Source organism: Candidatus Hamiltonella defensa 5AT (Acyrthosiphon pisum) (assembly GCF_000021705.1).
Lineage (GTDB): Bacteria > Pseudomonadota > Gammaproteobacteria > Enterobacterales > Enterobacteriaceae > Hamiltonella > Hamiltonella defendens.
In genome coordinates this window covers 335,120-347,398 of sequence record NC_012751.1, presented here as the reverse complement: position 1 = coordinate 347,398, position 12,279 = coordinate 335,120, and the positions used below count along the sequence as shown (strand labels likewise).

The 12,279-nt window shown below is 40.1% G+C and carries 10 protein-coding genes and 2 tRNA genes; all 12 read left to right on the top strand.

Annotated elements, in window-relative coordinates:
- Window positions 1-110 precede the first annotated feature (110 nt).
- The 12 genes from secG to HDEF_RS01685 all read left to right on the top strand — a co-directional run bounded on the left by secG (window position 111) and on the right by HDEF_RS01685 (window position 12,275).
- Complete coding sequence (gene secG, locus HDEF_RS01735) at window positions 111-440, top strand: preprotein translocase subunit SecG (protein ID WP_012738058.1); 330 nt, start codon at window positions 111-113, stop codon at window positions 438-440.
- Between the two features lie 74 nt (window positions 441-514).
- Window positions 515-601 (top strand) — tRNA-Leu (locus HDEF_RS01730).
- A 68-nt stretch (window positions 602-669) separates the two neighbouring features.
- Window positions 670-746 (top strand) — tRNA-Met (locus HDEF_RS01725).
- A 268-nt stretch (window positions 747-1,014) separates the two neighbouring features.
- Window positions 1,015-1,467, top strand: a complete 453-nt coding sequence (rimP, locus tag HDEF_RS01720) for a ribosome maturation factor RimP (protein WP_016856908.1) — start codon at window positions 1,015-1,017, stop codon at window positions 1,465-1,467.
- 23 nt (window positions 1,468-1,490) lie between these two features.
- Window positions 1,491-2,975: a transcription termination factor NusA gene (gene nusA, locus HDEF_RS01715; protein ID WP_012738055.1), complete on the top strand. Its 1,485-nt coding sequence runs from the start codon at window positions 1,491-1,493 to the stop codon at window positions 2,973-2,975.
- A 109-nt stretch (window positions 2,976-3,084) separates the two neighbouring features.
- A complete protein-coding gene (gene infB, locus HDEF_RS01710; protein ID WP_012738054.1) occupies window positions 3,085-5,733 on the top strand; it encodes a translation initiation factor IF-2 in 2,649 nt (882 codons plus the stop codon).
- Window positions 5,734-5,800: 67 nt separating this feature from the next.
- Window positions 5,801-6,217 (top strand): 30S ribosome-binding factor RbfA, encoded by a 417-nt coding sequence (rbfA, locus tag HDEF_RS01705; protein ID WP_044612440.1) that lies wholly within the window; start codon window positions 5,801-5,803, stop codon window positions 6,215-6,217.
- Window positions 6,207-7,148 carry a tRNA pseudouridine(55) synthase TruB gene (truB, locus tag HDEF_RS01700; protein WP_012738052.1) on the top strand — a complete coding sequence of 314 codons (942 nt, stop codon included), beginning with the start codon at window positions 6,207-6,209 and terminating at the stop codon, window positions 7,146-7,148. Before rbfA ends, truB begins: the two co-directional genes overlap by 11 nt.
- Before the next feature lie 249 nt (window positions 7,149-7,397).
- Window positions 7,398-7,667, top strand: a complete 270-nt coding sequence (gene rpsO, locus HDEF_RS01695; protein WP_012738051.1) for a 30S ribosomal protein S15 — start codon at window positions 7,398-7,400, stop codon at window positions 7,665-7,667.
- A gap of 157 nt (window positions 7,668-7,824) precedes the next feature.
- Complete coding sequence (pnp, locus tag HDEF_RS01690) at window positions 7,825-9,975, top strand: polyribonucleotide nucleotidyltransferase (protein ID WP_012738050.1); 2,151 nt, start codon at window positions 7,825-7,827, stop codon at window positions 9,973-9,975.
- Between the two features lie 433 nt (window positions 9,976-10,408).
- Window positions 10,409-10,489 (top strand): protein YrbN, encoded by an 81-nt coding sequence (gene yrbN, locus HDEF_RS13690; protein WP_100096765.1) that lies wholly within the window; start codon window positions 10,409-10,411, stop codon window positions 10,487-10,489.
- A complete protein-coding gene (locus tag HDEF_RS01685) occupies window positions 10,479-12,275 on the top strand; it encodes a DEAD/DEAH family ATP-dependent RNA helicase (RefSeq protein WP_012738048.1) in 1,797 nt (598 codons plus the stop codon). The genes yrbN and HDEF_RS01685 overlap by 11 nt, the downstream gene beginning before the upstream one ends.
- The last annotated feature ends 4 nt before the right edge of the window (window positions 12,276-12,279 follow it).

Sequence of the window (12,279 nt, the reverse complement as noted above, 5' to 3'; positions counted from 1 at the left end):
TTAGTATGCACCGCCCGTTAAATCAGATCTTTGGCCTCGGTTACATAGATCCGATAAAAAATGTTTTTAGGCGATCTAAAAAACAAGTACAAGGATAAAACATAAAAAATATGTATCATGCACTCTTGATATTTTTTCTTTTAATTTCAATACTTTTAGTCGGCTGCATTATGTTACAACAGGGTAAAGGGGCCGATGTTGGCGCATCTTTTGGTGCAGGCGTCTCAACCAGTTTATTTGGTTCCAACGGTTCCGGAAATTTTATGACCCGTATGACCTCAGTATTGGCCACTTTATTTTTTATAATCAGCCTTATTTTAGGCAATATTGCGACCAATAAAAAAAGTGAGTGGGAAAATTTGAATCAGCCCGAGAAATCAGGGCAGGCGAAAAAAACAGAAAATCCTGTTAATAAGCCTCAGACAGATATCCCACAATAATTTATTAGAAAAAATACGACAATGAATGGATGCCTTTTTCGAATTTTTCAATTTGAAGTTGTTATAAAGACCCTGCCGTGGTGGTGGAATTGGTAGACACGCTACCTTGAGGTGGTAGTGCTCAATTGAGCTTACGGGTTCAAGTCCCGTCCTCGGTACCATCTAAAATAAGCATTTCAAATGACTTGCTTTTTAGTTGTTAGCCACGTAGTATCTTCACGCTCTTGAACGCGGGATGGAGCAGTCTGGTAGCTCGTCGGGCTCATAACCCGAAGGTCGTTGGTTCAAATCCAGCTCCCGCAACCAATTTATTTTTTTAGCCTGTTAAGGGGCAAAAAAATCCAGTTATAAAGCCCCGAGTTTCGGGGTTTTTTGTTATTTAAAAGCAAGTTTATCGAGATTTTTAGCTGTTTCTCGGTGTTTCATAAACACCTCGGGCTTTCAGGGCAGCGATATCAGGCACAGGTTTTGACCTAACCGGCTGGTTTTCTATTGAGCAGCCCCCGTTTTGCCTGTGTAGAAATCGTGCAGCCAAGCCCTTCTTTGGAACAGAAACCTACTGAGGAGCGTTGGCTTGTCTATATTAGTAAAAAAATTAAAAAAAATTATTACAGCCCCGGTTGAAGGATTAGGCTATGAATTAGTTGGGATTGAGTTTATTCAAAGTCGCCAGTCGGTATTGCGTATTTATATAGATCATGAAGAAGGGGTCACTGTTGATTCCTGTGCTGATGTGAGCAAAGAAGTCAGTTTGGTATTGGATGTTGAAGACCCCATAACTGTTCCATATAACCTGGAAATTTCTTCTCCAGGTCTTGATCGTCCGCTTTTTACTGCCAGGCATTACGCTCAATTTATCGGTGAAAAAGTGAATCTGATGTTACGAATGGCCATTCAAAATCAGCGTAAATGGCAAGGCATTATTAAATCCGTTGATGGTGAATCAATCATTGTTGCTGTTAATCAAAAAGATGAAGTGTTCGCACTAAGCAACATTCAGAAAGCAAATTTGGTACCCCACTTCTAAGGGCTTGGATGAGGCAACTAGTTATGAATAAAGAAATTTTAGCTGTTGTAGAAGCCGTCTCAAACGAAAAATCTCTTCCTCGCGAAAAAATTTTTGAGGCATTAGAAAGCGCACTGGCGACAGCAACAAAAAAAAAATATGATCAAGACGTTGAAGTTCGTATCAAAATTAATCGTAAAACCGGTGATTTTGATACTTTTCGTCGTTGGCTCGCCGTTGATATTGTGACATCACCCACACGAGAAATCACTTTAGAAGCGGCTCAGTTTCAAGATTCTCAAATTCAGCTCGGTGATTATGTTGAAGATCAAATTGAATCTGTCATTTTTGATCGAATTACAACACAAACAGCCAAACAGGTCATAGTACAAAAAGTCAGGGAGGCTGAGAGAGCGATGCTCGTTGAGCAGTTTCGTCAACATCAGGGGAAAATTGTCACCGGCGTAGTAAAAAAAGCGACTCGTGAAAATATTTATCTTGATCTGGGCAATAATACCGAAGGCATTATTGGTCGTGAAGACATGTTGCCAAGAGAAAATATTCGTACAGGTGATCGTATTCGTGGTGTTTTGTATGATGTTCGTCCTGAGGCAAGAGGGGCTCAATTGTTTATCAGTCGTTCACGCCCAGAAATGCTGATAGAGTTATTTCGTATTGAAGTCCCTGAAATTGGCGAAGAATTGATTGAAATCAAAGCCGCTGCGAGAGATCCTGCTTCTAGAGCGAAAATTGCAGTAAAAAGTAATGATAAACGTATTGACCCTGTGGGCGCTTGTGTAGGAATGAGAGGGGCTCGTGTGCAAGCTGTTTCCACTGAATTGGGCGGTGAACGTATCGATATTATTTTATGGGATGATAATCCTGTTCAGTTTGTCATTAACGCAATGGCACCTGCAGAGGTGGTTAGTGTCACCATAGATGAAGATAAGCATACAATGGATATTGCTGTTGAAGCTACTCACTTGGCTCAAGCGATTGGACGTAATGGGCAAAATGTGCGTTTGGCTTCACGACTCAGTGGTTGGGAATTAAATGTGATGACGGCAGAAGAACTGCAGTCAAAAAATCAAGCTGAAGTCGACTCTATTGTACATACTTTTATTCAACACCTTAATATTGATAAAGAATTTGCTGAAGTTTTAATTGAAGAAGGTTTGTCTTCTTTAGAAGAATTGGTTTGTGTCCCTATTGAGGAGCTATTAGAGATAGAAGGGCTTGACGAAGAAACGGTTAATGCATTGCGTGATCGAGCCAAAAAAACATTAACCACCCTTGCCTTGGCAGAAAATTTTAGTGGTAACTCCCCCTCTGATGATTTATTAAATTTACCCAATATGGATTCTAAAATTGCCTTTAGATTATCTGCATCTGGCATATCCACACTGGAAGATCTGGCTGAGCAGTCTATTGACGATTTGGCTGATATTGAGGGTCTGAGTAATGATAAGGCCGGTGAGCTGATTATGGCTGCCCGTGGAATTTGTTGGTTTAGCGATGATAATACCTAAACATTTATCCAGAATTTTTAAATTTTCACGCAACATCAACGGAAATGACTTGATTTTAATGAGCTTAAAAAATAATACGCAATAAACTTGTAGTTTAGGAAGGAATAGCATGACAGATGTAACCGTAAAATCGCTGGCAGAAGAAATTAAAACTTCCGTTGATCGTTTAGTGCAACAATTTTTTGATGCAGGGATCAAAAAATCTCAAACGGATACTGTAACCCAGCAAGAAAAAGAAAAATTACTGGCGCACCTTAATCGTCAACAGGGCACCGTGGATAATCAGCTTACTTTGCAACGAAAAACCCGTAGTGTTTTAAATATTCAAGTCACTGGCGGAAAAAGTAAAACTGTGCATATTGAGGTACGTAAAAAACGTACTTATGTTAATCCATCTGTCACAAAGCCAGAAGCGCCGCTTCCAGAAGAGGAAAACGCTCAAATACCCAAAATAACAAAAAACACATTTTCTCAAGAATCACTCAATAAAACGTCTCCTCAAAAATCGCTTAAAACTAAAGCCATTGAAAAAGCAAAAATTGAATCCCCCAAAAAAGAACGCCATTCTCTTAAAGAAAAACAGAAAAAAGAAGCTCAATCTGAAAAAGCGCGGCGTGAAGCAGAAGCCTCATCGCTGAAGCGTTTTGCCGAAGAAGAAGTCAGGCGTAAAGTCGAAGAGGAAGCAAAGCGTGTTGCCGAACAAGCTCGAAAAATGGCCATTGAAAATGAAGCCAAGTGGTCAGAGCTGGTGGCAGATCAAATTGATTCGGTGGATTACCATGTAACAACTTCAGAACACGCTCGTGCTGCAGAAGACGAAAATGACGCTAAAGTTGAAGGGGATCGACGTAGTCGTCATCGTGGGACTAAAACAACAAAACAGAAAAAGACCAATAAACTCTCAGAGTCCAAAACGGATCGTGAAGAAGCCAGAGCAGTCGTTCGAAAAAGCAAACGTAAGCCAAGTGCCCTACAACAGAGCTTTAATAAGCCTGTGGTCGCTCTTAATCGTGATGTCGTGATTGGTGAAACCATCAGTGTTGCTGAATTAGCCAATAAAATGGCCGTTAAAGGTTCTCAAGTCATTAAGGCCATGATGAAATTGGGCGCTATGGCAACAATTAATCAAGTCATAGATCAAGAAACCGCACAATTGGTAGCAGAAGAAATGGGTCATAAAGTGATCCTGAGACGGGAAAATGAGCTAGAAGAAGCTTTAATGAGTGATAGAGATACCGGTGTTTTAACAGTACATCGTGCACCTGTTGTGACTATTATGGGTCATGTTGATCACGGGAAAACCTCATTACTCGATTATATTCGCTCAACGAAGGTAGCCACAGGAGAAGCGGGCGGAATTACGCAACATATTGGGGCTTATCACGTTGAAACAGAAAATGGCATGATCACTTTTTTAGATACTCCAGGACATGCTGCTTTTACGTCTATGAGAGCTCGAGGTGCCCAGGCAACGGATATCGTTGTATTAGTGGTCGCGGCCGATGATGGGGTTATGCCTCAAACTATTGAAGCGATTCAGCATGCTAAAGCTGCCAAAGTTCCGGTGGTAGTCGCGGTCAATAAAATAGATAAAGCAGAAGCGGACCCCGATCGTGTTAAAAAAGAGCTGATACAACATGGTATTCAGCCTGAAGAATGGGGTGGAGATTCTCAATTCATTCATGTATCTGCAAAAGTAGGAACAGGTATTGACGATCTTCTCAACGCTATCTTATTACAAGCAGAAGTCCTTGAGCTAAAAGCCGTAAAAAGCGGTATGGCCAATGGAGTGGTTATAGAGTCTTTCTTAGACAAAGGCCGTGGTCCAGTGGCAACAGTATTAGTACAAGAAGGTACTCTAAATAAGGGAGATATTGTTTTATGTGGCTTTCAATACGGCAGAGTGCGTGCAATGCGTAATGAATTAGGCCGTGAAGTGATTTCTGCTGGCCCCTCTATCCCAGTAGAAATTCTTGGGTTGTCCAGTGTTTCTTCTGCAGGAGATGCTGTGACTGTTGTTCGTGATGAGAAAAAAGCGCGTGAAGTTGCTTTGTATCGACAGGGTAAATTTCGTGAAATCAAGCTGGCTCGCCAACAGAAATCAAAACTTGAGAATATGTTTGATAGCCTGAGGGAAGGTGAAATTTCAGAATTAAATATTGTATTAAAGTCTGATGTACAGGGTTCTTGTGAAGCCATCAGAGAGGCATTACAAAAATTGTCGACAGATGAAGTGAAAATTAAAATCATTGGTTCAGGTGTGGGAGGTATTACAGAAACAGATGCGACTTTAGCAGCAGCATCCAACGCGATTATTCTGGGCTTTAATGTTCGCGCTGATGCGGCAACGCGTCGTTTAGTAGAAGCAGAAAACTTAAATTTACGTTACTACTCTGTCATTTATGATTTGCTTGATGAAGTTAAACAAGCCATGAGTGGCATGCTTTCACCCAAATATGAACAAAAAATTATTGGTCTTGCAGAGGTTCGTGACGTATTTAAATCTCCGAAATTTGGGGCCATTGCTGGTTGTATGGTTGTTGAAGGCCTGATTAAACGCAGCAGTCCTATTCGTGTACTCCGTAATAATGTGGTCATCTATGAGGGTGAACTAGAATCTTTACGTCGTTTCAAAGATGACGTGAACGAAGTACGTAATGGAATAGAATGTGGTATTGGAGTGAAAAATTATGATGTGCAAGTGAACGATACGATTGAAGTTTTTGAAATAATTGAAATTAAAAGAACTATTTCTTAAAAAAATACAACATGAGCAATATCTCTCTCAATGAGCTTGTTAAACCTCAATTTATTTGGAGACGAATATCATGAAAGAATTTAGTCGTGCTCAACGTGTTTCTCACGAGATACAAAAAGAAATTGCCCTCATCCTTCAACGTGAAATTAAAGATCCAAGAGTTGGAATGGTCACCGTTTCCAGCGTTAAAATGTCTCGTGACTTAGCCTATGCAAAAATTTTTGTGACGTTTCTCAATGATTTAACAGAAAATATGGCTCCTGATCATCATCATGCAGATGGGATTAAGGCTCTTCAGGAAGCTTCTGGCTATATCCGAGTATTATTGGGGAAAGCAATGTGCCTACGAATCGTGCCACACCTGACTTTTATTTATGATGACTCGTTAATCGAAGGCATACGTATGTATAACTTAGCCACTCATGCTACCAAGTCGGATCAAAAACATCAAAAAACTGACAGTAACATCAAAAATGAAATCTAAACGCCGACACTCCGGTCGTGATGTTAATGGGATTTTATTATTAGATAAGCCCAAAAATTTTTCCTCAAATCAAGTTTTACAAAAAGTGAAATCTCTCTTTGCTGCCCGTCGTGCAGGGCATACAGGTGCATTAGACCCTTTAGCAACAGGCATGTTGCCGATTTGCCTCGGTGAGGCCACTAAATTTTCGCCATTTTTGCTTAATGCGGATAAACGCTATCGAGTGACTGCTTATCTGGGTCATAAAACAGAAACCTCTGATGCTGAAGGCAGCGTTATTAACAAACGAGAAATCACATTTACGCAACCTCAGTTAGAAGAAGCCCTGGAAAAATTTAGGGGGCCTATTTTACAAATACCTTCTATGTATTCTGCATTAAAACATCAAGGAAGACCTCTATATGAATATGCACGTCAAGGAGTGACATTAGATCGTGAAGCTCGGCGCATTACCGTATTTGATTTACAATGTCTTCGTTGGGAGGGGCATGAACTAGAACTTGAAATTCACTGTTCCAAGGGCACCTATATTAGAACAATAGTAGATGATTTAGGCGAAGTATTGGGCTGCGGTGCTTATGTCAGCGATCTTCGTCGTTTACAGGTAGCAGATTACACGCATGACTCCATGGTGACATTAGAAAAACTCGAAGAACTGACATTGAAAAATAATACTTTAGGCTCTGCAATAGATTTATTGCTATTGCCGATTGAGAGCACTGCTTTACACCTTCCAGAAGTTAACTTAGAATCTGGCGCTGCTGCTTGTATTAAACAAGGTCAGCCTGTTTCATTTTTTGACAATCCTACCGACACCATGGTACGCCTCACTGAAGGTGGTGAGCGTCATTTTATTGGTATTGGTATTATTGATGCTCATGGCCGAATCGCGCCAAAACGTTTATTAAGAAATGTTTCAGATGCTTTATAACACGTCATAAAATCACGTTATTTTTGACATTCAATAACAAGATGCTCAATAAAAGCCACCATGGTTGTTCGTCTTACAATCAATGATTTTGATCAATCAAAATGCATTTGGCTATGATGTATCAGAAATGCCCTACTGCTTTAAGAAGGGAGAATATCAACACAAAATAGAATGGCACAAAGCTTGATGTAGTCAATTTCTGAATTAGAGATCGGGTCCATTCTATTACATTTTTTGAGGTTAAAAATTATGTCTCTAAATGCTGAACAAAAAGCCAAAGTAGTGCTTGAGCATGGTAGTTCTGCTCATGATACAGGTTCTACTGAAGTTCAAGTTGCTCTGTTGACACTAAGAATTAATGATTTGCAAAAACATTTTTTAGAACATAAAAAAGATCATCATAGCCGCAGGGGTCTCTTGCGCATGGTCTCTCAGCGTCGTAAGTTGCTTGATTATTTAAAAAAACGAAATATATCCAAATATACAGATCTGATACAATCCTTAGGTCTACGTAAATAATGCAGAAAATAATCACATTAAAGGGGGCCAATCGGCCCCTTTTTCTACAGTTTATTAATATATCAATTTTATCGTTTATCGCTTTCTGATACTGATTTAGAAATAAGCATCATAAAAAAATTTTACACCGCCTATTATATAAGAAAAGGATACTATTTTGTTCACTCCGACTATCTGTAGATTTGATTACGGGCAGCTCAAAGTCACCATAGAAACGGGCATGATGGCCCGCCAGGCTACGGCCGCTGTAATGGTAATCATTGAAGGTACTGCCGTTTTGGTTACTGTCGTCGCCCAAAAAGAGGCCAAACCTGGACAAACATTTTTCCCTTTAAGCGTACATTATCAAGAACGTAGCTATGCTGTTGGCCGTATTCCCAGTAATTTTTTTCGACGTGAAACTCGCCCAAACGAAGGGGAAACTTTAACTTCTCGTTTAATTGATCGCCCTATCAGACCTCTATTTCCTAAAGATTTTTTAAATGAAGTACAGGTCATAGCGACTGTCGTTTCTGTGAATCCGAAGGTGAATCCAGATATCGTTGCCATGATAGGCGCCTCTGCTGTATTAAGCTTATCCGGTATCCCATTTCATGAGCCTATAGGCGCTGCCCGGGTTGGATTTATCAATGGTGCTTATGTGCTTAATCCCACTCCTGAAGAGTTAAAACAAAGTGATTTAAATTTAGTGGTTGCCGGTACAAAAAACGCAGTCTTAATGGTTGAATCAGAAGCCAATATTTTAACTGAAGAGCAAATGTTAGGCGCTATTATTTTTGGTCATGAGCAGCAGCAGATCGTCATTGAAAGCATCAATGATCTGGTGAAAAAGGCAGGTAAATTAAAATGGCCTTTTACACCTAAAATTGTGGATGAAAAATTGAGATCCTGTATTACAGAAGAAGATAAAAAAGATTTAAGCAACGCTTATCTTATTACCGATAAACAAGAACGTTACGCTAAATTGAATGAGATAAAAACAAATATTATTGAAAGGATTTTAAAAGAAAACGAAACTGTAAATGCGGAGCAAATTCAAGATATTCTTTACAATTTTGAGAAAAATCTCGTGCGGCAACGTATCTTAAAAGACGAGCCTCGTATTGATGGTCGTGATAAGGATATGATTCGGGCTTTACACGCTTGTACAGGTATTTTACCCCGTACACACGGGTCGGCATTATTTACTCGTGGTGAAACTCAAGCATTGGTCACAACGACTTTGGGTACCTCGCGTGATCTTCAAACAATAGATGATCTGATGGGCGAACGCTCAGATTCTTTTCTATTTCATTATAATTTCCCGCCTTATTCTGTGGGAGAAACAGGCATGCTTGGCTCACCTAAACGACGTGAAATCGGTCATGCTCGTTTAGCAAAAAGAGCATTGATGGCTGTGATGCCGAATATAGAAGAGTTTCCTTACACTGTTCGGGTGGTTTCAGAAATTACAGAATCGAACGGTTCTTCTTCGATGGCCTCGGTCTGTGGTGCTTCTCTTGCCCTTATGGATGCAGGTGTGCCTATCAAATCTGCCGTTGCAGGTATAGCCATGGGGCTCGTCAAAGAAGAGGATAAATTTGTCGTGTTATCTGATATTTTAGGCGATGAAGATCATCTCGGTGATATGGATTTTAAAGTAGCAGGGACTTCTGAAGGCATTACTGCATTGCAAATGGATATGAAAATTCAAGGTATTACACCTGAAATTATGCAATCTGCTTTGCATCACGCAAAAGCGGCACGTTTACATATTTTGAGTGTGATGAATCAGGTCATTAGTTCAGCGAGTTCTACCATCTCTCAGTATGCCCCTCATATCTACAATATAAAAATCAATCCTGAAAAAATTAAAGATGTTATCGGTAAAGGGGGAGCGGTGATCCGTGCGCTATCTGATGAAACGGATACCAAGATTGACATTTCAGATGATGGCAATATTACTATTGCTGCGTTAAGTCAAAAAAGTGCTGCCTTTGCTCAACAACGCATCGAAGAAATTACAGCCAATATTGAAGTGGGGCGCATTTATCAAGGAACGGTAACCCGGATTGCAGATTATGGTGCTTTTGTTTCGATTGCCTCTGCTAAAGAAGGGTTGGTTCATATTTCGCAGATCGCTGAAGGTAGGGTAGAAAAAGTAACAGATCATTTAAAATTAAAGCAACAGGTATCAGTCAAAGTTTTAGAGATTGATCGCCAAGGCCGTATTCGTTTAAGCATCAAAGATGCTATAGCGGATACTTCTGAACATAAAATAGAAGATACTCCTGTTGATTCCTCTTTCGAAGAATCGCAGAAACAGTAAAAATTTTTTAAATTAATTTAGGGTAGGCGCATTCAATAAAAGCGCATAACAGGGCGCCAAATCAAGTGCAGCTTTTATATCAGAGAGGAGTGCTGTATAATACGGCCCCTTTGTTTCTGATTGTTTGAACGTAATTCTTTTTTAAGGATTGGAGATTTCCTGATAGATTTTAAAAATTTAACTATTTTAAGGATTTAGGAACTCATTTAACACAGACACAAATTTTGATACTGTCTATGAAGCCTTCGATGTGAATTGTCAGGATTGGCACTGATGGGTCAAAAACAGGCGCATTTATTAGAGGGTAAAGCATTAAAAACAAAACTAAATACGCCCCCAACTGATTTATTTTTGTTTTACCCCTAACTATATACCTAACTAGTAGATCATTGTTATTTTTTATAATTTAATTTGAGCCAGTTCACACTTTTCAATGAAAATCATTCCATTTTTTTTCGACAAGTTATGTAGACTGGCCGCCATTTTTAATGAGGCATTTTTACATGACGATTGAGTTACCTATCTCTTTTTCTAAATTGGGGCTGTCCCCATCTATTCTTTCTGCTCTTACTGATTTAGGATACGAAAAACCTTCTCCTATCCAATTGGAATGCATTCCGCATCTGCTAAACGGTTCTGATGTGCTCGGAATGGCACAAACCGGAAGCGGAAAAACAGCGGCTTTTGGTTTACCTCTTTTACAGAATATTAAACCTGATATCAAAGCCCCTCAAATTCTGGTGTTAGCACCCACCCGTGAACTCGCTGTTCAAGTTGCTCAAGCATTAACCAATTTTTCCAAGTATATGAAAGGCATTAACGTATTAGCACTTTATGGGGGGCAACCGTATCACGTTCAATTAAAAGCTTTACGTCAAGGACCACAGATTGTGGTGGGTACCCCAGGGCGTTTATTAGATCACCTAAAACGAGGCACTTTGAATTTATCTTCGTTGACAGGTCTGGTATTGGATGAAGCTGATGAAATGCTGCGTATGGGATTTATAGAAGATGTGGAAAACATCCTGGCTAAAATCCCCGCCGAACATCAAACAGCACTTTTCTCTGCGACTATGCCAGACGCCATTCGCCGCATTACTCGCCGTTTCATGAAAGAGCCAAAAGAAGTTCGCATTCATTCTAATGTCACCACTAAACCTGATATCAATCAAAGTTACTGGCCTGTGTTTGGTATGCGTAAAAATCAAGCTTTAGTTCGTTTTTTAGAAGTAGAAGATTTTGATGCTGCTATTATTTTTGTACGAACAAAAAACGCTACACTGGAAGTCGCAGAAGCATTGGAAGACAGTGGTTATAACAGTGCGGCGTTAAACGGTGATATGAACCAATCTTTACGTGAACAAACTTTAGAGCGATTAAAAGATGGTCGTTTAGATATTTTAATTGCTACTGATGTAGCCGCAAGAGGCTTGGACGTTGATCGTATTAGTCTTGTTGTTAATTATGATATTCCCATGGATTCTGAGTCTTATGTTCACCGTATTGGTCGTACAGGAAGAGCCGGTAGGGCGGGGCGGGCCTTGTTATTTGTTGAAAATCGCGAGCGCCGTTTATTAAAAAATATTGAACGTGTTATAAAACAGCCTATTCCGGAGATTCAGTTACCCAAGGCAGAATTACTCAGCCAACGTCGATTAGAAAAATTTGCCGCTACAGTCAGACAACACATTGAAAGCAGTGATTTGGAAATGTATAAAACTTTGCTGAAAAAATTACGGCCAGAAGAACCATTTGATTTAGAAATGATTGCAGCCGCTTTGCTAAAAATGGCCCAGAGTGAGCGTCCGTTAATTTTACCGCCAGATCCTGTTCGTTCAGCGCGTCGCGAATGTCATGAAAGAGAGGTCCGTTCAACTCATCGCCGGCGTGATTATCGTGACTCGTCTGAACGCCCTTCTTACCGAGAACGACGCGATATTGGAGAAATGCAACTGTATCGTATCGAAGTGGGTCGTAATGATGGTGTAGAGATTCGTCACATAGTGGGGGCCATTGCAAATGAAGGTGATATCAGCAGCCGTTATATTGGCAACATCAGCTTGTTTCCCTCCCATTCGACCATCGAGCTGCCAAAAGAAATGCACAAAAACATTGTGTCTCATTGCACTCGTACACATATTCTCAATAAGCCTATCAATATTAAACTTTTAGGTGATTGTCCGGAGGAGCGACGGGAACGTCGCCCATCATCAGAGAGGCGATCAACTCGTTCACTCAGCGATCAAAATCGTCCGTATGATGCTCAGCATCGTCGTTCATTCGCAGGAGTGGCTCGTTAAAAAA

Coding starts and splice junctions, on each gene's coding strand:
- HDEF_RS01685 (WP_012738048.1), top strand. CDS start 10,479: ATGACGATTGAGTTACCTATCTCTTTTTCTAAATTGGGGCTGTCCCCA.
- infB (WP_012738054.1), top strand. CDS start 3,085: ATGACAGATGTAACCGTAAAATCGCTGGCAGAAGAAATTAAAACTTCC.
- nusA (WP_012738055.1), top strand. CDS start 1,491: ATGAATAAAGAAATTTTAGCTGTTGTAGAAGCCGTCTCAAACGAAAAA.
- secG (WP_012738058.1), top strand. CDS start 111: ATGTATCATGCACTCTTGATATTTTTTCTTTTAATTTCAATACTTTTA.
- truB (WP_012738052.1), top strand. CDS start 6,207: ATGAAATCTAAACGCCGACACTCCGGTCGTGATGTTAATGGGATTTTA.
- yrbN (WP_100096765.1), top strand. CDS start 10,409: ATGAAAATCATTCCATTTTTTTTCGACAAGTTATGTAGACTGGCCGCC.
- rpsO (WP_012738051.1), top strand. CDS start 7,398: ATGTCTCTAAATGCTGAACAAAAAGCCAAAGTAGTGCTTGAGCATGGT.